The organism is Piscinibacter sp. HJYY11 (assembly GCF_016735515.1).
In the GTDB taxonomy this organism is placed as follows: domain Bacteria; phylum Pseudomonadota; class Gammaproteobacteria; order Burkholderiales; family Burkholderiaceae_C; genus Rhizobacter.
On sequence record NZ_JAERQZ010000001.1, the window covers coordinates 2,950,169 to 2,975,819 of the forward strand.

The window sequence follows — 25,651 nt, forward strand, 5'->3', positions numbered from 1 at the left end:
ACCCCGAATTCCTCAAAACCCGAACCGTTGGAGCTCTTTCGCCATGCCACGCCCGCTCTCGTCCAGTTTCGCCAAACCCATCGCGCTTGCTGCCGCCGCACTGTGCCTGTCCTACGCACCGGCCCGTGCCCAGTCCGTCAACCTCTACGGGTTGATCGACGTGTCGGCGGGCCAGTTCCAGGATGCCGGTGCGCCCAAGCTCAAGCGTGTGGAAAGCGGCAAGATGACCACGAGCTACTTCGGCTTCTCAGGCAAGGAAGAGCTGAGCAGCACGCTCAAGGCCAAGTTCGCGATCGAAGGCTTCTTCGGCGCCGACACCGGCGCCTCGGGGCGCTTTGGCGGTGATGTGTTCTGGGCCCGCTCGGCCTACGTGGGCCTGGAGGGTGACTTCGGCTCCACCGTGCTCGGCCGCACCACCAACCAGTACTTCGTCTCCACGCTGATCTTCAATGCCTTCGGCGATTCTTTCGGCTATTCGCCGTCGATCCGCCAGGTGCTCACGCCCAAGGCGGCCATGCTGCCCTTCCTGGGCGACACCGGCTGGAGCAACTCGCTGCTCTATTCGAGCCCGAAGCTCGGTGGCCTGTCGCTCAACCTGCAAGGCGCGCTCGGCGAAGGCAGCAGCACCACCACGGGCCACAGCTTCGGCGGCAACGCCATCTACTTCGGAGGCCCGTTCGCCGCGACCGTGGCGTACCAGCGGGTGAAGCACGGCGTCTTCGGCACGCTGCCGGCCCTCATCACCACCGGCTTCAAGTACCAGGAATCGGCGACGGTCGGCGCGTCCTACGACCTGACGGTGGTGAAGTTCTTCGCGCAGTACAACCTGGTGAAGACCGAGGCGGCGACCGACACCGAAACCCACTACTTCGGCCTGGGCGCCTCGGCGCCCGTCGGGCCCGGCAAGGTGCTGGCGCAGTACGGTCAGGCCACGGCCGAGTACCCGACGGCCGATGTCGAGAACAAGACGCTCACGCTCGGCTACGACTACCTGCTGTCCAAGCGCACCGACGTGTACGCCGTCTTCATGCACGACAAGCTGACCGGCGCGGCCAACGGCAACACCTTCGTCGTCGGCCTGCGGCACCGGTTCTGACCGGCGGAGTTCACTTCAGAGCCGCGCGAGCAGCAGCTCGGCGGCGCGGGCCGGGTCGTCGGCGTCGGTGACGAGGCACAGGTCCAGCCCATCGCGGCGCTCGCGCACCGCGATGCCTTCGGGCTTCTGGTGCGTGTTGTGCAAGCTGGCCAGCCGGTGCAGCGCCGTGAGCTCGCCGGCCGCGTTCACCACGCCGACGGCACCGCCGGCGCACGCACCGTCGGCGTAGCTGTCCTGCGTGTCTTCGGCCGCGGCGCAGAAGACCCAGCCGCCGCCCGACAAGGCCGCACCGTCGGTGAAGCCGAGCGGCACGCCGTCGAGCGCCCCCAGCGCAAGGTGCGTGATCTCCGGCGCCGGCCCGATGCCGCCACGCCCGCCGATCGCCGCCACGAGTTGCGCCCGCTGCAGGCGCAGCACCGCGTTGTCGGCCCCGCCTTGCCCGCCGCGGTGCAGCAGCACCAGCTCGTCGCCTTGCAGGAAGGCGCCTTCGATGTTGATCTCGCCGAGCGCGCTGCGCAGCGGCTGGTAGAGCGCGGTCAACGAGAAGCGGCACAGGTCCTTCGTCGGCCGGCCCTGGCCATCGAGCACGAGGGCCACGCCGGTGTCGCGCTGCGGCGTGGAGCCCGAGCCGAGCGCGACCAGTGCCTGCGCGCCGTGCGTGGGGTAGCCCTCGAGCAGCAGCAGCGCTTCGAAGTCGGCCTTGCGGCGCTTTCGCTCCACCGCGTCGGGCGGCAGGTCGCCGTGCAGCAGGCGGTGCAGGGTGCCGGGGCGCTGGGCGTCGTCGAACACGGCGAGGTGATGCTCGTCGTCGCACACCACATAGGCGCGGCCGTGCGCGCAGACGAGCCCGCTCGCGGCCGACACATGGTCGAGCCCGCGCGGGTGCTGCCGCGGCCGGACGGTGAGGGGGCGCAGGGTCTGCGCGAGCAGGGTGGCCGAAGCCACCCCGGCCGGGGCACCGGTCAGGCGCCCACCGGCTTGAAGTAGCGGGCTTCCAGCGTCTTGGCGTTGGTGAGGTGCAGCCGCACCATCAGGCGCTCCATCCAGGTCAGCGGCTGGATGCGCCCATCGGGCATCGCCAGCACGGGGCCGAGGATGGGTTCGTCTTCAATCCGGGACTCCTGGTACTCGCGGGCTGGGGTCGCGTCGCTCATGAGGCCTCCTCTGGGGGATGAAAGCGGGCACGAGGCGTGCCTGTAACGGTTTGTAGTCTACGTGGGGCATTTCACGGCCGGAAGGGGGTCCGGCCCCTGGGTAACCCTGGCCTTCGCCTTGATACACACTCGGGGCATGACCGCGTCCGCACTTGCCCATCTGCCGCCCAGCGGCCCGACCGAATTGCTGTTCCTGCTGTTCCACGGCGTGGGGGAGGACGCCTCGAAGATGACGCCGCTCGCCCAGCGGCTTGCCGCCGAGTACCCGCAGGCGGCGGTGATCTGCCTCAACGCACCCGACCCCTTCGAAGGCGAGGGCGGCCAGGGCTGGCAGTGGTTCTCGCCGGCGGGGCTGACCGAAGCCTCGCGCGTCGAGCGGGTGGCGGCGGCCTTGCCGCGTTTCATCGCCGTCGTGCGTGCGGTGCAGCAGCAGTTCCACATGGGCTGGGAGCGCACCGCACTCGCCGGTTTCTCGCAGGGCGCGGTGATGTCGCTCGAAGCGGTGCAGGCCGAGCCGCAACTCGCCGGCCGCGTGCTCGCCTTCGCCGGCCGCCATGCCACGCCGCCCGCCCACGCGCCGGTCGACACCACGGTGCACCTCTTCCACGGCATGACCGACCGTGTGATCCCGCCCGGCCCGGCCATCGACTCGGCCGAGCGACTGGTCGCGCTCGGGGGCGATGTGACCGCCGACGTGCTGCCGCACATCGGCCACGAGCTGCACCCGGCGCTGATGGACAAGGCCATCGAGCAGCTGCGCACCTTCCTGCCGAAGAAGGTGTGGCGCGAGGCGATGAGCGATGCGCCGGTGATTTCAGGCAGCGCGTCGAGCCGGGACCTCGGGCACTAGTCCAGCGACACCTCGGCGCGCACCGCGCCCGCGCGGTCGGCCTGCGCACTCAGCGCGAGGCGCGTGCCTTTCGGTGCCCGCACCACCCATTCGCCCACGGCCCGATCCCCGGTCACCTCGCGGTGCGGCAGGAAGGCCTGCAGCGAGTTCGGCGGCGCATGGCCTTCGAGCTGCGGGCCGTCGATGCGCTCCTGCCCGCTGACGAGCGACACCGTCGGGTCGCCGGCCGGCAGGTGGATCTCGAACACCACGCCGCGCACCACCTTGCGCTCGAGCGCGCGCTTGGTCACGTAGGCCGGCAGCCAGCCGCTGTTGCCAACGGCAAAGCGCACGCGCCAGGTATCCGGCCCGAGCGCGCGCACTTCGGTGCGCAGCACTTCGAGCCGGGGCAGCGAGAGCGCGACCTGCGTCATCCACTTCGGGAAGCGCGCCACCTCGCGCTCGCGCAGGTGCGGCGGCGGGTTGCGCCAGTAGTTCATCTTGTCCCAGCCGCCGATCTCGACCGCGCCGAGCTGCGGGTGCAGGAAGGGTTTCCAGTCGACGTGCGCGAGCCCACCGCACTGCTCGTCGCTCCACTTCAGCAGCTTCAAGTCGTCTTCCACCGGGTGCTCGCGGTACCAGTCGATCCACTTGTACTCGGTGATGCCGGCCTCGCGATTCGGCGCCCACAGCTCCACCACCCAGAAGAGCGCGCCCAGGTGCTCGTAGACCCAGTCCTGCGTGCCGGTGATGACTTCCTTCGGGTGGTACTTGAAGTCGTGCCAGATGCTGACCGCGGGGTAGCCGGTGAGCTTCTCGCCCAGGGCGCTGAAGCGCTTGTACGACCACAGGTCTTCCGGCGTCATGTCGTCGTCGCCGTGCGTGCCCGGCGGGCGCAGGATCACGCCGCTGTGCGTGTGGTAGCTGATGCCGGCACCGATGTTGGGGTGCTTCAGGATGAAGTCCACCATCGCCCGCACCTCGGGCTCACTCGTCGGGTAGGGGCCGGCGCCCACCTGCTCGTGCTCCTGCCGCCAGCCGGCGGGGAAGTTGCGGTTGAGGTCGAGACCCTCGAGGTCCTTGTTGACCCTGATCGTGAGGCCGTCGTAGTTCTTCACGAAGCCTTCGGGCATCAGCCGGTAGTACTCGCCGCCGAACTCGCCGGGCTCGCGCGGCACCATCAGCCGCGGGTCCTGCGCGCATTTCTTGTAGGGGCCGTGCGGGTCGCGCTGGCGCATGAAGAGGATGCGGCCGTCGCCGTCGACGTCTTCCATCGTCAGGCCGTCGACGGGCTCCTCCTCGAAGGGGTAGCGGCGGGTGGACGAGCGGATGTGTCGCGGCCGCTCGGCCAGCGCGAGCTCCGCGCCGTCGGGGTTGAGGCGCGGGCAGAGGTAGACCACGCGCGTGTCGAGCAGGTGCGCGATGTCGCGGTCGGTGTCGAAGCCCTGCACCAGCTGCTGCAGGTAGTACAGCACCGCGGTGCTGGCGGTGAGCTCGGCCGCGTGGATGTTGCCGTCGACCCAGAAGCCGGGCTTGTCGGCCGCGTCGCCGGTGTGCTGGTTGGTGACGGTCGCCACCCAGATGTCTCGGCCCTCGTGGCTCTTGCCGATGGAGTCGATGCGCACGAGCGCCGGGTAGGCGGTGGCGTAGTCAAACAGCAGCTGCGTCAGCGCGTCGTAGGGGTAGAAGGTGTCGAAGCGTTGGGCGGGCGGCTGGGGCATGGCGCGAGGGTAGCGGCGACGAGACCCCCATCTTGCCGCAGGGCCTTGACATAGAGTGCACTCTAGATCGCCCAATGCGGAGCTCCCCCTCACCTCACCAGGAGCTGACCATGAGCACCACCACCCTCACTGCCGAGAACACCCGCGTCGCCCGCCGCTTCATTGAGTGCTTCAACGCGAACGACATCGCAGGCGCACTCGACCTCTTCGCGCCCGACATCTGCTACCGGCTGATGGGCAAGCCCGACCGCCTGCCGAGCTCAGGCCCGAAGGACAAGGCGCAGATCGCCGAAGTCTTCGAGCGCATGAACTCGCGGCTGAACGGCGGCCTGCGCATGTGGGTCAAGAACACCATCGCCGAACGTGACCAGGTGGCGATGGAAGTGGAGTCGCGCGGCGAGCTGAAGAACGGCCGCATCTACAACAACGAGTACCACATGCTCGTCACGCTGCGCGACGGCAAGATCGTCGACCTGAAGGAGTACTACGACTCCTTCCACGTGTGGGACACCTGGTTCCGCCGCGACGAGCCCACTCCCGAGACGAGCAGCTGATGCCCCGCAAGCCCGGCACCCTGAAGATCGGCGAGCTGTCTCGCCGCACTCTGCGCAGCGTGCACACCATCCGGTGGTACGAGGCGCAGGGCTTGATGCCGGGCGTGCAGCGCGACAGCGCCGGCCGGCGGCTCTACCAGGAAGAACACGTGGCCTGGCTCGACCTGATGGAGCGCCTGCGCCTGACCGGCATGACGATCAGCGAGATGCGGCGCTACGCCACGCTCGTGAAGCAGGGCAAGGCCACCATCGCCGACCGGCATGCGCTCTTCGCGGCGCACCGCGAGCGTGTGCTCGCGACCATCGAAGACTGGAAGATCGGCCTCGCCCTGCTCGACCGCAAGCTCGACTACTACGGCGAGTGGCTGTCGACCGGCCGACGGCCGACGGTCGGCCCCTACGAAGTCACGCCACCGGCGCGCCGTCCACGAACACTCGCAGCTCGCCCGGCGCGAACGGCTGCCAGGTCTCGTCCGCGGTGAGCGGCTCCGTCACGACGACGGCCACGCGGTCGTGCGGCGTGGTGACGGCGGCGAAGTCGACGCTCATGTCCTCGTCCTGCAGGCGCGCGGCGCGAAACGGGTGCTGGCGCACGATGTAGTGCAGGTGCGTCGAGCAGTGCGCCCACAGCGCCTGGCCGTTGCTCAGCATGAAGTTGAAGGTGCCGTGCGCGGCGATGCGCGGCACCAGCTCGGAGAGCGTGTGCGTGAGCTCGGTGATGGTCGGCACGCCGGCGTGTGCTTTTGCAAGCTCCTGCATCAGCCAACAGAAGGCGCGCTCGCTGTCGGTGTCGCCCACCGGGCGGAAGGCACCATGCAGCGTGGGCGCATAGGCCTTCAGGTCGCCGTTGTGCGCGAAGGCCCAGTAGCGGCCCCACAGCTCGCGCTGGAAGGGGTGGGTGTTCTGCAGCGTCACCCGGCCCTGCGTGGCCTTGCGGATGTGCGCGATGACGTTGGCACTGTGGATCGGGTAGCGCCGCACCATCTCGGCCACCGGCGACGACTCGGCGCTCTGCGCGTCGACGAAGAGGCGCACGCCGGCGTCTTCGAAGAAGGCGATGCCGAAGCCGTCCTTGTGCTCCTCGGCCCGCTTCGAGAAGCCGGTGAAGCTGAACATCAGGTCGGTCGGGGTGTTCGCGTTCATGCCCAACAGCTGGCACATCGTCGGTTACTCCGTGAACAGTCGGAACACACCCTTGGCGCTCAAGAGCTGCGCCGGGTTGCTGGTCTCTTCGAGCACGCCGGCCATGCGCCGCACCAGGCGCTCGCTCTTGCGGGCGCGCCAGATCAGCAGGTCGACGAGCCACGGGTGGGCGTTGACGCGGTTGGCGCGCTCGTAGAGCTGGAAGCGCGGCTTGAGCGTGTGCAGGCTCTGCTCGTAGCTGAGGCGCACCTCGGCGTCGGAGCGCTTCGAGAGGAGCGCTTCCGCTGCGAGCAGGCCGGTCTCGAGCGCCTTGCCGATGCCTTCACCGGTGAAGGCATAGGTGCTGCCCGCGGCCTCGCCCGTCACCAGAAGGCCCGGGCGGCTGTGGCGCGCACCGTCGAGCGTGCAGCGCAGCGGCGCGCCTTTCAGCGGGCCCAGCAGCTCGCCGCCGGCCGTCAGCTCGCGGGCCGGTGCGTAGAACTCGCAGAAGCCCTCGAACAGGCGCTTCAGGTTCACGTCTTCCTTCGCATGGCCGAAGACGCCCACGCCGATGTTGAACACGCCCTCGCCACACGGGAAGATCCAGCCGTAGCCCGGGCGCAACTTGCGGTGCCACACCACTTCGAGCGCCTTGATGCGGCCGGCCTGCGCCTCGTTCTTCACATAACCCCGCAGCGCCACGGCAGATGGCCCCTGGCGCTCGCACAGGCCGGCGGCCAGCAGCGCCTGCGGCACCGCGCCGGTGGCGAGCACCACCCACTCGGCGTAGACCTCGCGCGTCTCGTCGCCCTGCGAGAGCGACGCGCCGCAGACACGCCCGGCGGTGTCGGTGAGCGGCGCGTCGAAATGCACCGGCGCAAACATGCGCGCGCCGGCCCGCACGGCGTTGCGGCAGACGATGTCGTCGAGCTCTCGCCGCGGCAGCACCGCCAGGCGGCCCGGCACGTCGACACGGCCGCCGCGCGGCGCGATGCAGCCCACGTGGGTGGCGCGTTGCGCACGCGCCATCACTTCCTCCAGCACGCCCAGGCGCGCGAGTGCGGCGTGGGCATCGGGGATCAGCCCGTCGCCGCACACCTTCTCGCGCGGGAAGCTGCGCTGGTCGACCAGCACCACGTCGTTGCCGGCGCGCGCGAGGGCTGTCGCGGCCGCACTGCCGGCGGGGCCGGCGCCCACCACCAGCACGTCGCAGCGCGATGGAAGTTGGGCCAGGGTCAGGTTCATCCGGTAAGCATAGCGGCCCGCCCGTTGCGCGCTGCGCACCGGCCTTGTGGCAGGCTGGCGCAGCCGGCCCGCAAGGCGATGCCGCAAGTGGCTTCATGTTGCGGGAAAACACCTTGTTGTGACGGGTTGGCGATCTCCTGATGATCCTTCGGCAACCTGCGGCCTCGACGCAGGAGACGATGGTGGCGCAGCACCGACCACCGCAGACACAGGAGACCTCCCGCATGAAGAAGCACTGGATCGCCATGTTCGCCATGGTGCTGGGCGCGGGCGTGCCGCTCGCCGCGCACGCGCAGGCCAAGGGCTCGGAAGAGCACATCCGCGCCGTCACCTCGCGCATCGACGGCCGCGCCATCGCCCAGAACACCACCACCCGCGACTGGCCGAGCTACGGCCTCGACTACGCCGAGACACGCTTCTCCAGGCTCGAGCAGATCAACGAGAAGAACGTCAAGGAGCTCGGCCTCGTCTGGAGCTACAACCTCGAATCGACGCGCGGCGTGGAAGCGACGCCACTGGTGGTCGACGGCATCATGTACGTCACCGCCTCGTGGAGCGTGGTGCACGCCGTCGACGTGCGCACCGGCAAGCGCATCTGGACGTACGACCCGAAGGTGCCGCGCGACGTGGGCGTGAAGGGCTGCTGCGACGTGGTCAACCGCGGCGTGGCGCTCTACAAGGGCCGTGTCTACGTCGGCTCGTTCGACGCGCGACTGATCGCACTGGACGCCGCCACCGGCAAGGTCGTGTGGGAGAAAGACACCTCCATCGACCGCAAGCGCCCGTACACCATCACCGGCGCGCCACGCGTGTTCAAGGGCATGGTGATCATCGGCAACGGCGGCGCCGAGTACGGCGTGCGCGGCTACATCACCGCCTACGACGCCGAAACCGGCGCCGAGAAGTGGCGCTTCTTCACCGTGCCGGGCGACCCGGCCAAGCCGTACGAGAGCGAAGCGCTCGCGCGCGCCGCCAAGACCTGGGACCCGAGCAACAAGTACTGGGAAGCCGGCGGCGGCGGCACGGTGTGGGACAGCATCACCTTCGACCCGCAGCTCAACCTGCTCTACATCGGCACCGGCAACGGCTCGCCATGGTCGCGCGCCAAGCGCAGCCCGGGCGGCGGCGACAACCTCTTCCTCGCCTCCATCGTCGCGATCAACCCCGACACCGGCCAGTACGTCTGGCACTACCAGGAGACCCCGGGCGACAACTGGGACTACACCTCCACGCAGCCGATGATCCTGGCCGACATCAAGGTCGCCGGCAAGCCGCGCAAGGTGATCCTGCACGCACCGAAGAACGGCTTCTTCTTCGTCATCGACCGCACCAACGGCAAGTTCATCAGCGCGAAGAACTTCGTCGACGTGAACTGGGCCACCGGCTACGACGACAAGGGCTTCCCCATCGAGACCGCGATCGCCCGCAGCCCCGACAAGGGCTACGACAGCATCCCCGGGCCGCTGGGCGCCCACAACTGGCACCCGATGTCGTACAGCCCGAAGACGGGCCTCGTCTACCTGCCGGCGCAGAACATCCCGCTGACGCTGATGGACAACAAGAACTACAAGTTCAACGAGATGACGCTCGGCGTGCCCGGCTCCAACCAGGGCTGGAACACCGCGATGTTCATCGGCGCGGTGCCCGCCACCAGCAAGCCCTTCGGCCGCCTGCTCGCGTGGGACCCGGTCAAGCAGAAGGAAGCCTGGCGCCACGAGCATGTGTCGCCGTGGAACGGCGGCACGCTGGTGACCGCCGGCAACCTCGTCTTCCAGGGCACGGCCGAAGGCCGCTTCATCGCCTTCAACGCCAAGACCGGCGAGAAGCTGTGGGAAACGCCCACCGGCACCGGCGTGATCGCCGCACCCAACACCTACATGGTCGACGGCAAGCAGTACGTGTCGATCGCGGTGGGCTGGGGCGGCTCGTACGGCCTCGCGCAACGCGCAAGCGACAAGATCGGCCCGGGCACCGTCTACACCTTCGCGGTGGGCGGCAAGGCGCCGCTGCCCGAAGTGGCGCAGGTCAAGCTCAACGCGCTGCTGCAGGGTGTGGCCTACGAGCCCAAGCACGTGCCCGAAGGCCAGGGCCTGTACGTCGCGAGCTGCGTGCTGTGCCACGGCGTGCCGGGGGTCGACCGCGGCGGCAACATCCCCAACCTCGGCTACTCGCACCCCGACGTGATCAACAACCTCGAGGCCTGGGTGTTCGGCGGCGCCGCCAAGGACAAGGGCATGCCCGACTTCACCGGCAAGCTGAAGCCGGAAGACATCCCCAAGCTGAAGGCCTTCATCCAGGGCGTGCCGGATTCGATCCGCCCCAAGAAGTAGCCGCACCGCGCACACCTCACACGGCCGGCTCTGCCGGCCGTTTTCTTTTGGCGCCCGCGCGGCGGCGCTAGCACAGCAGCCGCCCGCCGGCTTGTACGAAAAGGGGGCTCACAAGCACCAATCGCACGAGCCAGGGGCTTGCACGAGCATCGCCTCCCCGCTGCGCCCGCCAGCATGTCGAAGGAGCCCGCCGTGAGCACATCCCAGTTCTTCCCGGCCCTGAAGCGCGCCATCGCCTGCACCGGCGTCGCGCTGGGCCTGCTGTGCGCCGCCGGCAGTGCGCACGCGCAGCTCGCCACAGGCAAGCCCAAGTTCCTCGGCAACATCATCGCGGGCAGCGTGCCGCAGAGCTTCAACACCTACTGGAACCAGGTCACGCCCGAGAACTCGGGCAAGTGGGGCTCGGTCGAGGCCCAGCGCAACCAGATGAACTGGGGCCCGCTCGACACCGCCTACAACTACGCGCGCGCCAACGGCTTCCCGTTCAAGCAGCACACCTTCGTGTGGGGCGCGCAGGAGCCCGGCTGGATCGGCTCGCTCGGCGCCTCGCAGCAGGCCTACGAGGTCGAGGAGTTCATGCGCCTGTACTGCCAGCGCTACCCGCAGACGCAGTACATCGACGTGGTCAACGAGCCCATCAGCCAACCCGCGAGCTACCGCAACGCCCTGGGCGGCGCCGGTTCGACCGGATGGGACTGGATCGTCTGGTCGTTCCAGAAGGCGCGCCAGCACTGCCCCACCGCCAAGCTGCTGCTCAACGAATACGGGATCATCAACGACGCCACCAAGCTCAACCGCTACAAGGGCATCGTCAACATCCTGAAGGCGCGTGGGCTGATCGACGGCGTGGGCATCCAGGCGCACTACTTCAGCATGGACAACCTCAGCGCCGCCACGATGAAGGCCAACCTCGACTCGCTGGCGCAGGCGGGCGTGCCCATCTTCGTGTCGGAGCTCGACATGACCGGCGACGACTCGACGCAACTCGCGCGCTACCAGCGTCTCTTCCCCGGCCTGTGGACGCACCCCGGCGTGGCGCACGTGACGCTGTGGGGCTACATCGAAGGCCAGACCTGGGTCGCCAACTCGCACCTCGTGCGCCGCGACGGCAGCGAGCGCCCTGCGATGGCCTGGCTGAAGAACTACGTGCGCACCACGCAGATCGGCGGCGGTGGCGACGGCGGCACGAGCAAGGCCATCGTCGTGCGCGCCCGCGGCACGACCGGCCAGGAAAGCGTGACCCTGCGCATCGGCGGCACCGCGGTGCGCACCTGGACGCTGAGCACGACCATGACCAGCTACACCATCAACACCACGCTGTCGGGCGGCTCGACCCTCGAGTTCACCAACGACGCGACCGGCCGGGACGTGCAGGTCGACTACCTGAGCGTCAACGGCAGCGTGCGCCAGGCCGAGGCACAGACCTACAACACCGGCGTCTACCAGAACGGCGCATGTGGCGGCGGCAGCGGGCGCAGCGAATGGCTGCACTGCAACGGCGCCATCGGCTTCGGCGCGCTGTGACCCCGCTCGCTGAGAAGGACGCCTCATGAACAACACCCTCACCCTGCGCACGCGCCGCCTGATCTCGGCACTGGTCTTCGCTGCCGGCGCGGCGCTGCTGCTGGGCCCACGCACGGCCGATGCCGCCATCAGCATCGACACCAACGCGTGGTACGTGCTCGTCAACGCCAACAGCGGCAAGGCCCTCGACCTCTACAACTGGGTGACCGCCGACGGCGCCGAATTCCGCCAGTGGACGCGCGCCGATGGCAACAACCAGCAGTTCCAGTTCGTGAGTTCCGGCAACGGCTACTACCGGCTGCGCAACCGCCACTCCGGCAAGGTGGTCGGCGTGGCGAACGCGTCGACCGCCAACGGCGGCGCGATCAACCAGTACACCGACCAGAACGCCCCCAGCCAGCAGTTCCGCCTGGCCGGCAGCGACAACGGCGCGGTGCGCTTCATCAACGCCAACTCGGGCAAGGCGCTCGATGTCGTCGGAGGTTCCACGGCCGATGGGGGCGACATCCAGCAATACACCGACTGGGCCGGCAGCAACCAGACCTGGGCGCTCGTGCCCGTGACCACCACCACGCCGCCGCCCGGTGGCACGGTGCGGCTGCCCACCAGCTTCCGCTGGACCTCGAGCGCGCCGCTGATGGTGGCCAAGCCGTCGGCGCAGTTTCCCGAGGTGGCCATCAAGGACCCGACCGTCGTCTACCACGGTGGCCGCTGGCATGTGTTCTCGACGCAGGCCAAGGGCAACGGCTGGGGGCTCGAATACCGCTCGTTCACCGACTGGGCCAACGCCGGCTCGGCCAACCCCTACTTCCTGGACTCGACCCGCATCGGCGCGGGCTACCGCGCGGCGCCGTTCATCTTCTTCCACACGCCGTCGCAGCTCTGGTACCTGGTGTTCCAGAACGGCAATGCCGCCTACTCCACCAACCCTGACATCAACAACCCGGGCGGCTGGAGCGCGGTGCGCACCTTCTACAGCAGCGTGCCGAGCAACATCCAGGCGGACATCCGCGCCGGCGCCAACTGGCTCGACTTCGCGGTGGCCTGCGACACGGTCAACTGCCACCTCTTCTCGGCCGGCGACAACGGCAAGATTTACCGATCGCAGACCACGCTTGCCAACTTCCCCAACGGCTTCGGTGCCACCGTGGTCACGCTGCAGGACGCCAACCGCAACAACCTCTTCGAGGCCCCGCAGGTCTACAAGGTGCGCGAGACGGGGCAGTACCTGATGATCGTCGAGGCCATCGGCAGCAGCGGGCGCTATTTCCGCTCGTTCACCTCCAGCAGCCTGAGCGGCCCGTGGACGGCGATGGCCACCGCCACCGAGAGCAACCCCTTCGCCGGCGATGCCAATGTCAGCTTCCCCACCGGCAAGTGGAGCCAGGGCATCAGCCACGGCGAGATCCTGCGCACCGGCTTCGACCAGAACCTGGAGATCAGCGCCTGCAACATGCGCTTCCTCTACCAGGGCCTCACGCCGGGCGCGAGCGGCAGCTACGACCGGCTGCCCTACCGGCTGGGCCTGCTGACGCAGACCAACTCGCCCTGCTGAGCCACCACCGACCCCGGAAATGACGCAGGCGCTCCAAGGAGCGCCTGCGGGTCCGGCTGCGAAGCCGAAGACTATGTTCGGGGAGACGCCCCGGACCAAGAGGATGTAGACACGATCACCTCCTTTCGCAGTTGATGGAAGCCCAAGGGTAAGCGCTGCGCAGCGCTTGTGGGCTTTTTCTTTGTGACGGAGTTTCGAAGGCGCTACGGCGTTTCGATGGCCAGCCGGGTCTGGCGGCAGACGTTCTCTCCGGTGATCGTGAGCCTCAACGCACCTCCCCACCATTCGAGCCAGTTCAAGGCGACGTAGTCGTCGATGGCGTCGAGAGCAATGTCGCTCGCCCGGCGACGATGGAGCGCATCGGCTGTCGATTGCAGGCCCTCGCGCAGGGTGGCGCGTCGCTCGGTGGTGATGCTGTTCTTCGGCATGGTGGCTTTCGAAGTGGGCGGGTGCGCTTGATAGTAGTCGCGAAGCTGCGCACTGCACGTGACATGTTGGAAGGAGGGTGATGCCCCGGGCGTCGTCGTCGTGCTGGCGGATGCGCCTTACATTCGATCCGATCTGTACTTGAATCGCGGTGCCCCAATTGCCGTGTCTGCACACGCGCAATGGAAGCCTCACGCATCACCACCCCTTTGTCATCTCCCGTGCCCGGGGCGGTGACGCCTCGCGCGTACCGTTGCAATTGCGGCCGCCAACTGTTCTTTCGGAACAGCCGCTGCCTGGGCTGCGAGGCGGCGCTGGGCTATGTACCGTCCAGGCATCGCGTCTATTGCATCTCGCCGGGTGATGCACCTTCTACATGGCGGCTGCTCGACGATGGCTCGACGGCCGACGCACCGTACCGGCGATGCGCCAACTTCGCGACGCCCGCTGCCTGCAACTGGTTGATCGAGCCGGACGAACCGGGAGCGTCTGGCTTCTGCAAGGCCTGTCGGCTGAACCGCACCATCCCGAACCTCTCGGTCGTTCGCAATCGCCCGCTGTGGCTGAGCATGGAACGGGCGAAGCGCAGACTGGTTTCGCAATTAATCGGGTTGAGGCTGCCCGTGGCGTCCAAAGTGTCCGAGGACCCCCAGCACGGGCTCGCCTACGACTTCCTCAGCAGCGCGCCCGGCCAGCCGCGGGTGTTGACCGGCTACGCGCGCGGTGTGATCACCATCAACCTCGAAGAGGCCGACGACGCGGTGCGTGAACGAACGCGGGTCGACATGGGCGAGCCCTACCGCACCCTGCTCGGGCACTTTCGCCACGAAGTCGGGCACTACTACTGGGCTCGGCTCGTTGCGGGCAGCCGATGGCTCCCCGCGTGCCGGCAACTGTTCGGCGATGAGCGGCGCAACTATGAGGCGGCGCTGAAGGACAACTATGCGCACGGCGCCCCGGCCTACTGGCAGCAGCGGTACATCAGTGCGTATGCGAGCATCCATCCGTCGGAGGACTGGGCCGAGAGCTGGGCCCACTACCTGCACCTGCGGGACACGCTCGACACCGCGGCAAGCTTCGGCATCGACGTCGAGCATGCGGACGTGCTGGCCGCGCCCTTCGGTCCGCAAGACCTGTGGGAACCGGCCGCTTCCCATGCGCCCGAGTTTCTCGACATGCTGCATCGGTGGATCGTGATCACCGGCGTGATGAACGAGATGTCACGCGCCATGGGCCAGCAGGACTTCTACCCGTTTGTCCTGCCCAGGTCGGCCGTGGCGAAGCTGCACTTCATCCACTGCGTCATCTCCGAGACGCGCCTCGAGCAGGGGACGGTGTGACGGGCGCCGCCAAGGTGCAGATCGAGCTCGAGATCGACCTGAGCTACGAGGTCGAAGCACCCGGCGCTGATTTCATCTTCAACATCCACCCGGCCAACACCCCGTGCCAGACCGTGTCTGCCGAGCGCTTGATCACCAACCAGGCGGTCTCGTCGAAGGTCGAGGTCGATGCGCTGACGGGCAATCGTTACCTGCGACTGCGGGCACTGCCGGGCGAGCTGAAGGTGTCGTACCGCGGCACCATCGATCTGCAACACCATCGGGCAGACCCTGCACGGATCCAGGAAGTCCCGGTTCATCAGCTGCCGCTTGACGTGCTGGGCTACATCTACCCGAGCCGCTACTGCGAATCGGACAAGCTGATGCGCATTGCGATGAAGCAGTTCGCGGCCGTCGCGCCGGGCTACCGGCGGGTCGAGTCCATCATGGACTGGGTTCGCAGCCAGGTGAGCTATGTGTCGAACACGTCGAGTTCCAGTACCTCGGCCGTCGAGACGATCGTCGAGCAGGTGGGTGTGTGCCGTGACTTTGCCCACCTCATGATTGCGCTGTGCCGGGCGGTGAACATCCCCGCCCGCTTCACAACCGGCACGGACTACGGCGCTGATCCGGCGTCAGGGCCCCCTGACTTCCATGCCTACGTCGAGGCCTTCATCGGCGACCGTTGGTACATCTTCGACCCGTCGAACACCGGCATCCCGATGGGGTTCGTGCGCATCGGCACCGGGCGCGACGCGGCCGATGTCGCGTTCGCAACCATCTTCGGCAGCGTCGAACCGCTGACGCGGCCGGCCGTGCGTGCCGTCGCTACCTCGACGCCCGGCTTCACCCAGCCACTGCACACCAGCGTCGCGCTTTCAACGGCGGGTCGCGGCGAATAGGACGCTGGCGCCTCGCGGGCCGATGCGCCGCGGCCCAAGCTTGTGACCCCTCGGGTCGACACAACGAGATGGCCATCGCAAAAAAGGCCACCCGAAGGTGGCCTTGGATCCCGCCATCAACAACCCTGTCTGTTCGTTTCACCTAAGCGGTTTGAATCCTCTCCGGCGTGAACGGCATCGAGCGCAGGCGCTTGCCGGTCGCGGCGAACACCGCGTTGCCGACCGCCGGCCCGATGAGCGCGGTGCCGGGCTCGCCCACGCCGCCGGGCTTCTCGGTGCTGGGCACGAGCACCGTCACCATCTCGGGCGACTCGTTCATGCGCAGCAGCCGGTAGTTGTGGAAGTTGGTCTGCTGCACGCGGCCCTTGTCCACCGTGATCTCGCCGTAGAGCGCGGCCGTGAGGCCGAAGACGATGCTCGACTGGATCTGCGCTTCCACCGTGTCGGGGTTGACCATGCGGCCGAGGTCGGCCACCGTCGTCACCTTGTGCACCGTGATCTCGTTGTTCTTCAGCGAGATCTCGGCCACCATGGCCATGTAGGTGTCGTAGCCTTCCATCAGCGCGATGCCGCGTGAGCGGCCGGCCGGCGCCGGTGTGCCCCAGCCCGCCTTCTCGGCGCACTGCTTGAGCACGTTGGCGAAGCGGGGCTTGTTCGCGAGCAGCGACATGCGGTACTGATACGGGTCCTGCTTCGCGTTCACCGCCAGCTCGTCGATGAAGGTCTCGTTGGCGAAGGCATTGAGCGCGTGGCTCACGCTGCGCCAGTAGCCCACGCGCAGGCCGGCGTCGTGCTTCAGGATCTCGTGCTTGGTCGCCGGGATCTCGTAGGCCGCCATCGCGGCCTCGGTCATCAGCGGGTCCTGCACCGGGGCGGGCAGGCCGAAGACACGGCCGGTGACCGACTGCGAGGTCATGCGGAAGGTCATGGCCGTCGGCTTGCCGTCGTCGCCGATGGCGGCCGCCAGGTGGTGCACCGACTGCGGCCGGTAGAAGTCGTGCGTCATGTCGTCTTCGCGCGTCCACACGAGCTTGACCGGCTTGCCCACGGCCTTGCTGATCTGCGCGGCCTGGATGATGAAGTCGATGTCGATGCGCCGCCCGAAGCCACCGCCGAGGAAGGTGGTCTTGAGCGTCACGTTCTCGACCGGCACGCCCACGACCTTCGCGACCGTGCCCGCGGCGGCGTCCTGCCACTGCGTGGGGCCGATGAGGTCGACGCGGTTGTTGTGCACGTGGGCGGTGAAGTTCATCGGCTCCAGCGGCGCGTGCGACAAGAGCGGCATCACGTACTCGGCCTTGTGCACCTTGGCCGCGGCCTTGATCACCGCATCGGCATCGCCGGTCTTGGGCAGCGGCAGCGGCTTGGCGCCTTCGGCCACCGCGGCGGCGCGGATAGCTGCGAGCATGCTCTTGTCGCTGAGCGCCGCGCCCGCGCCTTCGTCCCATTCGATCTTGACGCCCGAGCGGGCCTTGTTGGCATGCCACCAGGTGTCGGCCACGACGGCCACGCCATCGGGGATCTGCACCACGTCGATCACGCCGGGCATCTTCTTCGCCGCACTCGCGTCGAAGCTCTTGACCTTGCCGCCGATCACCGGACACTGCTCAAGTGCGGCATAGACCATGCCGGGCAGCTTGACGTCGATGCCGAACTCGGCGGTGCCGTTGGTCTTGGCGGGCGTGTCGAGCCGTTTCGTGGGCTTGCCGACGATGCGGAAGTCCTTCGGGTCCTTCAGCTTGGGGCTCTGCGGCACCGGCAGGCGGGCGGCGTCGGCGGCGAGCTGGCCGTAGGTGGCCTTCTTGCCTTTCGGCCCGAGCACCATGCCGTTCTCGGCGCGCAGCTGGTCTTCCGGGATGTTCCATTTCAGCGCAGCGGCGCTCACGAGCATCATGCGCACCTGGGCGCCGGCCACGCGCAGCTTGTCCCAGCCGTCGCGCACGGAGGTGGAGCCGCCGGTGAGCTGCGGGCCGCCGAGCAGCGCGTTGCCGTAGATCTTGCCGTTGGGCGGCGCCATCGCGACCTTGATGGTCTTGATGTCGACGTTGAGCTCCTCGGCGATGAGCATGGGCATCGAGGTGTAGACGCCCTGGCCCATCTCGGAACGCGCCGAGATCAGCGTGATGGTGTTGTCGTCGCCGATGTGCACCCAGGCATTGGGCGTGTGCACGGTGCCGGCGGCGAGCGCCTTGCCCAGGCCGCCGACGTCGACGCCGAGCAGGAGGCCGCCGGAGGCGGCAAGGGTCGAGGCTTGCAGGAAGCCGCGGCGGGAGGTGGTGATCGTGGTCATGGCATCACCTCCTTCAGGCCTTGCGCATCTCGGCCGCAGCGGTCTTGATCGCGGCCTTGATGCGGGGATAGGTGCCACAGCGGCAGATGTTGCCGCTCATCGCGGCGTCGATGTCGGCATCGCTCGGGTTCTTGTTGTCCTTCAGCAGGGCGGCTGCGCTCATCAGCTGGCCGCTCTGGCAATAGCCGCACTGCGGCACGTCGTGGGCGATCCACGCCTTCTGCAGCGGGTGCGAGTTGTTGCGCGACAGGCTCTCGATGGTGGTGACCGACTTGCCGGCCGCGGCCGACAGCGGGGTCTGGCACGAGCGGATGGGCTGGCCGTCGAGGTGCACGGTGCAGGCGCCGCACAAGGCCATGCCGCAACCGAACTTGGTGCCGGTCAGGCCGACCTCGTCACGGATCACCCACAGCAGCGGGGTGTCGGGTTCGGCCTTGACGGTCATCGTCTTGCCGTTGATCTTCAGGCGAGTGCTCACGGTGGTGTCTCCTGTGGTGGCGTGCGCACTTCCGTGAGCGCGCACTGCTGCGATCAAGCATCGGACAGGAAACGAGCGAAGTCCAACCTGGGCAAACCCCAAGACAACTAGGTGATGTCGGTGGGCTGGTGGCTGCTGGCAGGAGGGTCATCGCGCCGCACGACGCCCGCGCCGGGCGGCTGCATGCGCCAGCCTGCCACGATCGCGAGTGCGCAGATCGCACCGAGCAGCATGAACGTCTGATGAAAGGCCCGCATCGGGTCGGAGGCATGCACTTGCAGCCGCCACTCCAGGAAGATGCCGGCCACCGCCACGCCCACCGCACCACCGAGCTGGCGCAGGAAGTTGATGGCGCTCGAGCCGTGCGAGATGTTCTCCATCGGCAGCCGGCGGATGGCGCCGAGGTTGAGCGACGGCAGCACCGTGCCGAGGCCGATGCGGCCCACGATGGCAAAGGCCGTGATCACCCACAGCGAGGTCTCGAGCCCCACCAGCGCCATCAACCAGAACGACAGCGTGAGCAGCACGAGCCCGATGGCCACCAGCTTGTTGAAGGGGTAATGGTCGGCCAGGCGCCCGCCCAGCGGCAGCATGAACGCGAGCACGATGCCGGCCGGCAGCAGCACGGCGCCGGCCTGCGAGGGTGGCAGCTTGAGCCCGATCTGCATAAAGACCGGCACGAGGTAGGTCGAGCCGAAGAGCGCCATGCCGTAGATGAAGGCCACGCAGGCGCCCATGCGGAAGGAGCGGATGCCGAAGAGCTTGAACTCCATCAGCGGGTGCTCGGTGCGGCGCTGCCGCCAGATGAAGACACCGGCCGCCACGGCCGAGATGGCGAGCAGGCCATAGGCATGCAGCGTGGGGCTGTGCAGCTCCACGAGGCCGTTCATGCCGGTGACCACCGCGATGGCGAGCAGCACCAGGCCCGGCAGGTCGAGGCGGCGTTCGGCGGCGTTGACCGTGTCGGCCCCGGGCGAGCTGTGCGGCAGGTAGATGCGCCCCATCGCAAACGCCGCCAGGCAGAACGGCACCACCACGAAGAAGATCGATCGCCAGCCCCACAGCTCGACGAGCACGCCGCCGATCGACGGCCCGAGCGCCGGCGCGAGCACCACGCCGAAGCCGAAGAGGCCCATGGCGCGCCCCTGCTCCTGGCGGCCGAACACATGCAGCACGATCACCGGCGGGATGGGCTGCATCACGCCGGCGGCGAGGCCTTCGACGACGCGCATCGCGAGCACCATCTCGAAGCTCGAGCTCAGGCCGCCGGCGATGCCGCCTGCGAGCAGCACCCACACCGCCGCGAAGTAGGTCTGCCGGTAGCCGAAGCGGCCGAGCAGCCAGGGCGTGGTGAGCATCGCCACCGTCACCGCCGCCATGAAGCCGGCCGACAGCCACTGCGCACGCTCCTGGCCGAGGGTGAACACATGGCTCATGTCGGGCAGGGCCACGTTGACGATGGTCGACGCCATGATCGAGGCCATGGTGCCGAGCATCACCGTGATCAGCACCCGCCAGCGGTAGCTGCGGCCGTGGCGCTCTTGCAGGAGGGCGAGGCTGTGAGGGTGGGGGGCGCCGGACACCCGGGCATCCTAAGCGCTGGGTGTCGCCTTGCCTGTCATGCAGGTGGCAGGCCGAGCAGGGCACGGGCGCGCGGCAACTCGCGGCCGGTGAAGCGGCGCGCGAGCTCGGCGTCCTTCGCGGCCGGCGCCAGGCTCTGCAGGGCAGAACGTGCATCGTCGATACGGCGCTGCCAGTCCCAGCGCGACAGGTCCTGCGCACGCAGGCGCTCGGCCGCGGCGGCGCCGAGCTGGGCGACACGCTGCGCGTGCAGGGCCTGCGCGTCGGCCTCGTTGACGGGCTTGTCGGGTGCGAGCAGCGAACGCGGGACCACCGCGGGGCGCTTCGGCACGCGCGGCGTCGGCTCGGGCGCGGGGCCGTCGGGCATCTGCGTTGGCGGGCGGCCCTGCAGCACGGCAAGGTGGTCGTCCCACGCGGCCAGCGCCTCGTGGGCCGCCTGGGGGCCATGCTCGCGCGTGACCTCGCGCTCGATGAAGCGGCGCAGCTCGGGCAGGCTGGTCTCGCCGAGCGCGGTGAGCAAATGGTCGAAGCGGCGCAGCAGCAAGGCCTCGGCCTCGCGCCGTTTGCCGGGCGCGGCCCAGGCCCCGTCGAGCTCGGTGCCGCGCAACGAGCCGGTGGCGCGCACCTCGTCGACGCTGCGCGGCGTGGGCGGCGGGGCCGCACAGGCGGCGAGCGCGGTCGTGAGCATCAGGAGCAGCAGCGCGCGCTTCACCATCGTCACAGCCCCAGCCTGCGCAGCCGATTGGCATGCAGGCGATACACCGCCAGCGGGTCGGGCGACAGCGGCGCGCGCAGGCCGAGCGCCTGGTTGACCTGGTCGAGGTGGTTCCACTCGTAGTCGTCGCGCAGCACCGTGCCCCAGTGGCTGGAGCAGCGGCCCACCAGCCCGTCGTTGGGCTCGTGGCCGAAGTCGCGGCTGGTGATCGCCAGCACCGCATCGCTCGCGTCGAGCGCGTTGGTGTTGATGCGCGTGCCGCCCATCGAGAAGTAGTGGACGCCGTTGACGACGGCCGCGCCTTCGCCGCACGGCGTGAGCGGCATGCCCTGCGGGAAGCGGCGGTTGAAGACGGCGGCGCCGGCGCTGTCGAGCGAGGTCAGCGCGCCAAGTGCGTCTTGCGGCAGGCCGGGCTCGCCGGCCAGCCACGAGAGCGCGCCCGACACGGTGTTGGCCAGCCATGCGGGCAGGCTGCTGCGGCGCGACACGTCCTTCATCGCATCGGCGGTCTTGCTGCCGGTGTGCGGCGAGCCGACGGTGGTGACCGAGGCCACGATCTCGGGCGCGACGGCGGCGACATAGCGCGCCGTCGGCCCGCCATGGCTGTGCCCGATGAGGTGGAATTTCTCGTGGCCATACGCGGCCTTCAGTGCGAGCAACTCCTGCAGCAACTGCTCGCCGCGCACCTCGGAGAGGTTGGCGGCCGACACCGCCGGCGCATAGACGGTGGCGCCGCCCGCGCGCAGCGCATCGGCCACGCCGTGGAAGTAGTCGAGCGGGCCGATGGTGTGAAAGCCGAAGAGGCCGTGCACCAGCACGATGGGGTGCCGGGTCTGCGTGTACCTGTCGATGCCGGTGTCGGCGGCGCGCACGCCGAACCCCGGCAGGACGAGCAGGAGGGCGACGAGCCAGGGGACGATGCGGAAGCCGGCGTGGCGCATGCCCGCATTGTGAAGCGGCGTGTGTGTCAGCTCGGGCAGGTCAAGCGGCTTCGGCCAGCTGCCGCGCGAGCCGGTTGTGCCGCTCGACGAGGCGCGGCAGGTCGACGGTCGTGAGCTCGCCATCCCGCACGACGACGCGGCCGTTGACGATGCTGTGCCGCACGCTCGGCACATGGCCGAAGACGAGCGCCGCCAGCGGGTCGTGCAAGGCACCGGCGACGCCGATGCCGGTGAGCGGCAGGGTCACGATGTCGGCCGCCATGCCAGGCGCGAGCTGGCCGATGTCGTCGCGGTTGAGCACCTGCGCACCGCCGCGGGTGGCGATCTCCAGCACCTCGCGTGCGCCCATCGCCGACGGGCCTTTGTCGGCGCCGTAGGCCACACGCTGCAGCAGCATGGCCTGGCGCACTTCGGCCAGCATGTGGCCGCTGTCGTTGGAGGCGCTGCCGTCCACACCGATGGCGACCGGCACACCGGCGTCGCGCATCGCGCGAATGGGCGCGATGCCTGAGGCCAGGCGCATGTTGGAGCAGGGGCAGTGCGCCACGCCGGTGCCGGTGCGCGCGAAGAGGCGGATGCCGGCCTCGTCGAGCTTCACGCAGTGGGCACACCACACGTCGCGGCCGAGCCAGCCGAGCTCTTCGGCGTATTCGGCCGGCGTACAGCCGAACTTCTCGCGCGTGTAGGCGATGTCGTTGTCGTTCTCGGCCAGGTGGGTGTGCAGCGAGACGCCGTGCTGCCGCGCGAGCACGGCCGCATCGCGCATCAGCCCGCGGCTGACCGAGAACGGCGAGCAGGGCGCGACCACGATGCGCTGCATCGCGAAGCGCGAGGCGTCGTGCCAGCGTTCGATCACGCGCTGCGTGTCGGCGAGGATGGCGTCTTCGGGCTCGACCACCCGGTCGGGCGGCAGGCCGCCTTGCGATTCGCCGACGCTCATCGACCCGCGCGCCGCGTGGAAACGCATGCCGATCTCGCGCGCGGCCTCCAGGCAGTCGTCGAGCCGGGTGCCGTTGGGGTAGAGGTACAGGTGGTCGCTGCTGGTGGTGGCACCCGACAGCAGCAGCTCGGCCATCGCCGTCTGCGTGGACACGTGGGCCATCTCGGGCGTGAGCCCGGCCCACACCGGATAGAGCGCACGCAGCCAGCCGAAGAGCTCGCGGTCCTGCGCAGCGGGCAGCGCGCGCGTGAGCGACTGGTACATGTGGTGGTGGGTGTTCACGAGGCCAGGGATCACCAACTGGTCGTGGGCGTCGATCACCTCGTCGGCCTGCTGCGGCAGCTCGGCGGTGGTGCCGACCGCTTCGATGGCGTTCCCGCGCACGAAGACGGCGCCGTCTTCGATCTCGCGCCGCGCATCGTCCATCGTGACGAGCAGGCGGGCGTGGCGGATCAGCAGGGTGGGTGCGGTGTCGTGGTCGTGGTCGTGGTCGTGGTCGTGCATGAGGCCTCCGGTGTGAGGCCTGGTGCAATATCCGGGCCGGTCAGCGCCGGCAGTGGCTCACAGGCCCAGCAGCGCGCGGGCGCGCACCAGTTCGCCGCCGGTGAAGGTGCTGGCGAGTTCGCGGCTCTGGGCCTCGCGCTTCTGCTCGGCCGACAGCTCCGGCGCGGCGGCGATCTTCTGCAGGCTTGCACGGGCCGCCTCGAGGCGGCGCTCCCAATCGGCCCAGGCCTGGTCTTCGGCGCGCAGGCGCTCGGCGGCGTCGGCCCCGAGTTGTTGCACACGCTGGGCGTGCAGCTGGTCGGTGTTGGCATGGGGGCTGGCGACGAGCAGCGCGCTGGGATCGGCCTCGATGCGGCCTTGCTGGCGTTGCTCGATGTGTTGTGCGAACGCGGCTTCTTCGTCGGCGTAGAAGGCCTGCGCCCAGTCGCGGCCCAGCAGCTGCTGGCGCACCTGGCTGCGCTCGGCGAGTGCGGCGGCCCAGGTGCTGGGGTCGGCCACGTTGGGCGCGTGGCGGAAGCGGTGCTGCTGCAAGGCGATGTAGCGGTCCCACACGGCGAGCACCTGCCGTGCGGCGGCAGCACTTTTTTGTGCGGTCACCTCCTGCTCGATCCAGTGGCGCAGTTGCGCAGGGTCGGCTTCGCCGAGCGAGGTGAGCAGGTAGTCGAAACGTTGGCGCAGCGTTCGGCTCGGCTGCAGTTGCCCCTCGACCCAGCGACCCCAGTCACCGTCGAGCTCCGACTCGCGCAGCGAGCCGCGCTCGAGCACGGTCTGCACATGCGCGCGCGCGGCATCGGCGGCACGTGCCGCATCGGCGTTGTGCTGCACGGACGGCAGCGGCTCGCCGCGTGCGTAGGGGCTGAAGTTCCAATCGGTGAAGACCGGCGCAGTGGCTTGTGGCCCCCGGCCGTCTTCGGATGTGAGCCACCCGTAGGCGCCCCACACCAGTGCGAGTGCGAGCGGCACCGCGCCATACCGCCAGCGGTGCCGCGCGAGCATCACAGGCCTGCCGACTTGATGCGATTGGCCTGCGCGCGGTAGAACGCGACCGGGTCCTGCGAGAACAGGCCCCGCAGGCCGAAGGCCTGGTTCACTTCATCGAGGTGGTTCCACGCGTAGTTGTCTTTCAGCACGGTGCCCCAGTGGCTGGAGCACTGGCTCACGAGACCGTCGTTCTGCTCGAAGCCGAAGACCACGCTGCTGGCCACCAGCAGGGCATCGCTCACGTCGAGCACGTTGGTCGCGACGCTCGTGCCGCCCACCGACCAGTAGCGGATGCCGTTCACCGAGGCCGGGCCCTGGCCGCACGACGTGGTGGGCTTGCCTTGGGGGAAGCGGTTGTTGAAGTTGGCGGCACCGCGCGTGCTGAGCGACTTGAGTGAGCCCAGCGAATCCTGCGGCAGGTTGGGCGAGCCGGAGAGGAAGGCGATGGTGGCGGCGAGGCCGTTGGCGATCGTGGCGGCGAAGCCGGTGGTGCCGGTCCACGAGGTCACGGTCTCGATCGCATCGGCGACCTTGCTGCCGGCGTGCGGCGAGCCGACCGTCGTCACCGAGGCCACCAGGTCGGGCGCGACGGCGGCGACGTAACGCGCGGTCGGGCCGCCATGGCTGTGGCCGATGAGGTTGAACTTCTGGTGGCCGTACGCGGCCTTGAGCGAGCGCAGGTGACGCAGCAGCTGTTCGCCACGGGCTTCAGACGTTTCCGCGCCCGACACGCTCGGCGTGTAGACGGTCGCACCACCGCTGCGCAGCGCGTTGACGATGCCGTACCAGTAGCTCACCGGCCCGATGGCATCGAAGCCGAAGGCACCGTGCACGAGCACGACGGGGTAGCGGGTCTGGGTGTAGGTGTCGGCGACGGCATGCGTCGTGGCACCGAAGGAAAGGCCTGCAGCGAGCGCGGCACTGCACAGGCCGCGCATCAGGCGATGGCGAAGGGTCATGTTGTCTCCTGCTTGTGGGTGAGATGCGCCGACGCCCTCCAGGCGAATGACGATCACCGCTCGGCCACTGACGGGCCGATACGTTGATGCAGGAAATTCTTGAACCGACGCGCGGTTGGCGTAAGTGGCAATCCGCGCCATTCGCTGGCGTGTCGTGCCAGGGGGGGAGGGAGTTTCCCTTGCTTGGTTTGGTCGGAGCGACGCCAAGGGGCTGGGGTGAACAAATCCCTACGTGTCCCCCGCCCGTTCACCACTCCCGTGGTGAACGGGCTCCTCCTTTACCTCCGGGATTTGCTCACCCCAGCCCCTTGGCGCGAGAGGCCGTGCCCCGCTAGAAAACGTGGCAGAGCAGTGCGTCTCGCGAGGAGGGCTTGGGGATGCGGATTCCGTAGGTAAAGGAAGGAATTGATGAACGCGGGAGCGTTCATCAAGGAGGGACACGGAGGAATCCGCATCCCCAAGCCCTCCTCGCCGCTCCGAATGAC

23 protein-coding genes are annotated in these 25,651 nt (G+C 68.8%); 9 read left to right on the plus strand and 14 right to left on the minus strand.

Annotated features, from left to right (window positions below; genetic code table 11):
* Positions 1-43: 43 nt before the first annotated feature.
* Complete coding sequence (locus tag JI745_RS13665) at positions 44-1,096, plus strand: porin (protein ID WP_201807613.1); 1,053 nt, start codon at positions 44-46, stop codon at positions 1,094-1,096.
* 15 nt (positions 1,097-1,111) lie between these two features.
* Here JI745_RS13665 and JI745_RS13670 read toward each other — a convergent pair whose 3' ends face one another.
* Both JI745_RS13670 and JI745_RS13675 read right to left on the minus strand, forming a co-directional pair.
* A complete protein-coding gene (locus JI745_RS13670) occupies positions 1,112-2,041 on the minus strand; it encodes a DUF6929 family protein (RefSeq protein WP_201807615.1) in 930 nt (309 codons plus the stop codon).
* A 17-nt stretch (positions 2,042-2,058) separates the two neighbouring features.
* Positions 2,059-2,250, minus strand: a complete 192-nt coding sequence (locus tag JI745_RS13675) for a hypothetical protein (RefSeq protein ID WP_201807618.1) — start codon at positions 2,248-2,250, stop codon at positions 2,059-2,061.
* Positions 2,251-2,386: 136 nt separating this feature from the next.
* On the opposite strand from JI745_RS13675, the gene ypfH reads away from it, so the two are divergent.
* Positions 2,387-3,100 carry an esterase gene (gene ypfH / locus JI745_RS13680; protein WP_201807630.1) on the plus strand — a complete coding sequence of 238 codons (714 nt, stop codon included), beginning with the start codon at positions 2,387-2,389 and terminating at the stop codon, positions 3,098-3,100.
* Here ypfH and JI745_RS13685 read toward each other — a convergent pair.
* Positions 3,097-4,800 (minus strand): M14 family metallopeptidase, encoded by a 1,704-nt coding sequence (locus JI745_RS13685; RefSeq protein WP_201807633.1) that lies wholly within the window; start codon positions 4,798-4,800, stop codon positions 3,097-3,099. The genes ypfH and JI745_RS13685 overlap by 4 nt on opposite strands.
* Positions 4,801-4,910: 110 nt before the next feature.
* Here JI745_RS13685 and JI745_RS13690 point away from each other — a divergent pair, with 110 nt between their 5' ends.
* On the plus strand, positions 4,911-5,354 hold the full coding sequence (locus JI745_RS13690; protein ID WP_201807636.1) for a nuclear transport factor 2 family protein: 444 nt from the start codon (positions 4,911-4,913) through the stop codon (positions 5,352-5,354).
* A complete protein-coding gene (locus tag JI745_RS13695; RefSeq protein ID WP_201807639.1) occupies positions 5,354-5,836 on the plus strand; it encodes a MerR family transcriptional regulator in 483 nt (160 codons plus the stop codon). The genes JI745_RS13690 and JI745_RS13695 overlap by 1 nt, the downstream gene beginning before the upstream one ends.
* On the opposite strand, the gene JI745_RS13700 is transcribed toward JI745_RS13695, so the two are convergent.
* Both JI745_RS13700 and JI745_RS13705 read right to left on the minus strand, forming a co-directional pair.
* Positions 5,760-6,515: a class II glutamine amidotransferase gene (locus tag JI745_RS13700; protein ID WP_201807642.1), complete on the minus strand. Its 756-nt coding sequence runs from the start codon at positions 6,513-6,515 to the stop codon at positions 5,760-5,762. The two genes, JI745_RS13695 and JI745_RS13700, sit on opposite strands and share 77 nt — an antisense overlap.
* A gap of 6 nt (positions 6,516-6,521) precedes the next feature.
* On the minus strand, positions 6,522-7,721 hold the full coding sequence (locus JI745_RS13705; RefSeq protein ID WP_201807645.1) for an NAD(P)/FAD-dependent oxidoreductase: 1,200 nt from the start codon (positions 7,719-7,721) through the stop codon (positions 6,522-6,524).
* A 224-nt stretch (positions 7,722-7,945) separates the two neighbouring features.
* On the opposite strand from JI745_RS13705, the gene JI745_RS13710 reads away from it, so the two are divergent.
* The 3 genes from JI745_RS13710 to JI745_RS13720 all read left to right on the plus strand — a co-directional run bounded on the left by JI745_RS13710 (position 7,946) and on the right by JI745_RS13720 (position 13,130).
* Positions 7,946-10,051, plus strand: coding sequence for a PQQ-dependent dehydrogenase, methanol/ethanol family (locus tag JI745_RS13710; protein WP_201807648.1), 2,106 nt, complete (start codon positions 7,946-7,948; stop codon positions 10,049-10,051).
* Positions 10,052-10,243: 192 nt separating this feature from the next.
* Positions 10,244-11,575 carry an endo-1,4-beta-xylanase gene (locus JI745_RS13715; protein WP_201807651.1) on the plus strand — a complete coding sequence of 444 codons (1,332 nt, stop codon included), beginning with the start codon at positions 10,244-10,246 and terminating at the stop codon, positions 11,573-11,575.
* Positions 11,576-11,600: 25 nt separating this feature from the next.
* On the plus strand, positions 11,601-13,130 hold the full coding sequence (locus JI745_RS13720; protein WP_201807654.1) for a non-reducing end alpha-L-arabinofuranosidase family hydrolase: 1,530 nt from the start codon (positions 11,601-11,603) through the stop codon (positions 13,128-13,130).
* A 203-nt stretch (positions 13,131-13,333) separates the two neighbouring features.
* Here the strand turns inward: JI745_RS13720 and JI745_RS13725 are convergent, their stop codons facing one another.
* Positions 13,334-13,558, minus strand: coding sequence for a hypothetical protein (locus tag JI745_RS13725; protein ID WP_201807656.1), 225 nt, complete (start codon positions 13,556-13,558; stop codon positions 13,334-13,336).
* A 180-nt stretch (positions 13,559-13,738) separates the two neighbouring features.
* Here JI745_RS13725 and JI745_RS13730 point away from each other — a divergent pair, with 180 nt between their 5' ends.
* Both JI745_RS13730 and JI745_RS13735 read left to right on the plus strand, forming a co-directional pair.
* Positions 13,739-14,896 carry a putative zinc-binding metallopeptidase gene (locus JI745_RS13730; protein WP_201807659.1) on the plus strand — a complete coding sequence of 386 codons (1,158 nt, stop codon included), beginning with the start codon at positions 13,739-13,741 and terminating at the stop codon, positions 14,894-14,896.
* Positions 14,893-15,777 carry a transglutaminase family protein gene (locus tag JI745_RS13735; protein WP_201807661.1) on the plus strand — a complete coding sequence of 295 codons (885 nt, stop codon included), beginning with the start codon at positions 14,893-14,895 and terminating at the stop codon, positions 15,775-15,777. Before JI745_RS13730 ends, JI745_RS13735 begins: the two co-directional genes overlap by 4 nt.
* 142 nt (positions 15,778-15,919) lie before the next feature.
* On the opposite strand, the gene JI745_RS13740 is transcribed toward JI745_RS13735, so the two are convergent.
* From JI745_RS13740 to JI745_RS13775, 8 genes are all read right to left on the minus strand, one after another.
* Positions 15,920-18,067, minus strand: coding sequence for a xanthine dehydrogenase family protein molybdopterin-binding subunit (locus JI745_RS13740; RefSeq protein WP_201807663.1), 2,148 nt, complete (start codon positions 18,065-18,067; stop codon positions 15,920-15,922).
* 13 nt (positions 18,068-18,080) lie between these two features.
* Positions 18,081-18,545, minus strand: a complete 465-nt coding sequence (locus JI745_RS13745) for a (2Fe-2S)-binding protein (RefSeq protein WP_201807665.1) — start codon at positions 18,543-18,545, stop codon at positions 18,081-18,083.
* Between the two features lie 107 nt (positions 18,546-18,652).
* Positions 18,653-20,128 carry a DHA2 family efflux MFS transporter permease subunit gene (locus JI745_RS13750; RefSeq protein WP_310738624.1) on the minus strand — a complete coding sequence of 492 codons (1,476 nt, stop codon included), beginning with the start codon at positions 20,126-20,128 and terminating at the stop codon, positions 18,653-18,655.
* Between the two features lie 35 nt (positions 20,129-20,163).
* Positions 20,164-20,841, minus strand: coding sequence for a lipase secretion chaperone (locus tag JI745_RS13755; RefSeq protein ID WP_236674988.1), 678 nt, complete (start codon positions 20,839-20,841; stop codon positions 20,164-20,166).
* Positions 20,842-20,843: 2 nt separating this feature from the next.
* Positions 20,844-21,782, minus strand: a complete 939-nt coding sequence (locus tag JI745_RS13760) for a triacylglycerol lipase (RefSeq protein ID WP_201807679.1) — start codon at positions 21,780-21,782, stop codon at positions 20,844-20,846.
* A gap of 40 nt (positions 21,783-21,822) precedes the next feature.
* Positions 21,823-23,226, minus strand: a complete 1,404-nt coding sequence (locus JI745_RS13765; protein WP_201807682.1) for an 8-oxoguanine deaminase — start codon at positions 23,224-23,226, stop codon at positions 21,823-21,825.
* A 57-nt stretch (positions 23,227-23,283) separates the two neighbouring features.
* On the minus strand, positions 23,284-24,222 hold the full coding sequence (locus JI745_RS13770) for a lipase secretion chaperone (protein WP_201807685.1): 939 nt from the start codon (positions 24,220-24,222) through the stop codon (positions 23,284-23,286).
* The gene (locus JI745_RS13775; protein WP_201807688.1) at positions 24,222-25,166 is read right to left on the minus strand and encodes a triacylglycerol lipase; all 945 of its coding nucleotides are present in this window, start codon (positions 25,164-25,166) and stop codon (positions 24,222-24,224) included. Before JI745_RS13775 ends, JI745_RS13770 begins: the two co-directional genes overlap by 1 nt.
* Positions 25,167-25,651: the final 485 nt, after the last annotated feature.

Coding starts and splice junctions, on each gene's coding strand:
- JI745_RS13665 (WP_201807613.1), top strand. CDS start 44: ATGCCACGCCCGCTCTCGTCCAGTTTCGCCAAACCCATCGCGCTTGCT.
- JI745_RS13730 (WP_201807659.1), top strand. CDS start 13,739: ATGGAAGCCTCACGCATCACCACCCCTTTGTCATCTCCCGTGCCCGGG.
- JI745_RS13685 (WP_201807633.1), bottom strand. CDS start 4,800: ATGCCCCAGCCGCCCGCCCAACGCTTCGACACCTTCTACCCCTACGAC.
- JI745_RS13690 (WP_201807636.1), top strand. CDS start 4,911: ATGAGCACCACCACCCTCACTGCCGAGAACACCCGCGTCGCCCGCCGC.
- JI745_RS13725 (WP_201807656.1), bottom strand. CDS start 13,558: ATGCCGAAGAACAGCATCACCACCGAGCGACGCGCCACCCTGCGCGAG.
- JI745_RS13740 (WP_201807663.1), bottom strand. CDS start 18,067: ATGACCACGATCACCACCTCCCGCCGCGGCTTCCTGCAAGCCTCGACC.
- JI745_RS13770 (WP_201807685.1), bottom strand. CDS start 24,222: ATGCTCGCGCGGCACCGCTGGCGGTATGGCGCGGTGCCGCTCGCACTC.
- JI745_RS13710 (WP_201807648.1), top strand. CDS start 7,946: ATGAAGAAGCACTGGATCGCCATGTTCGCCATGGTGCTGGGCGCGGGC.
- ypfH (WP_201807630.1), top strand. CDS start 2,387: ATGACCGCGTCCGCACTTGCCCATCTGCCGCCCAGCGGCCCGACCGAA.
- JI745_RS13755 (WP_236674988.1), bottom strand. CDS start 20,841: ATGGTGAAGCGCGCGCTGCTGCTCCTGATGCTCACGACCGCGCTCGCC.
- JI745_RS13760 (WP_201807679.1), bottom strand. CDS start 21,782: ATGCGCCACGCCGGCTTCCGCATCGTCCCCTGGCTCGTCGCCCTCCTG.
- JI745_RS13705 (WP_201807645.1), bottom strand. CDS start 7,721: ATGAACCTGACCCTGGCCCAACTTCCATCGCGCTGCGACGTGCTGGTG.
- JI745_RS13775 (WP_201807688.1), bottom strand. CDS start 25,166: ATGACCCTTCGCCATCGCCTGATGCGCGGCCTGTGCAGTGCCGCGCTC.
- JI745_RS13720 (WP_201807654.1), top strand. CDS start 11,601: ATGAACAACACCCTCACCCTGCGCACGCGCCGCCTGATCTCGGCACTG.
- JI745_RS13695 (WP_201807639.1), top strand. CDS start 5,354: ATGCCCCGCAAGCCCGGCACCCTGAAGATCGGCGAGCTGTCTCGCCGC.
- JI745_RS13675 (WP_201807618.1), bottom strand. CDS start 2,250: ATGAGCGACGCGACCCCAGCCCGCGAGTACCAGGAGTCCCGGATTGAA.
- JI745_RS13765 (WP_201807682.1), bottom strand. CDS start 23,226: ATGCACGACCACGACCACGACCACGACCACGACACCGCACCCACCCTG.
- JI745_RS13700 (WP_201807642.1), bottom strand. CDS start 6,515: ATGTGCCAGCTGTTGGGCATGAACGCGAACACCCCGACCGACCTGATG.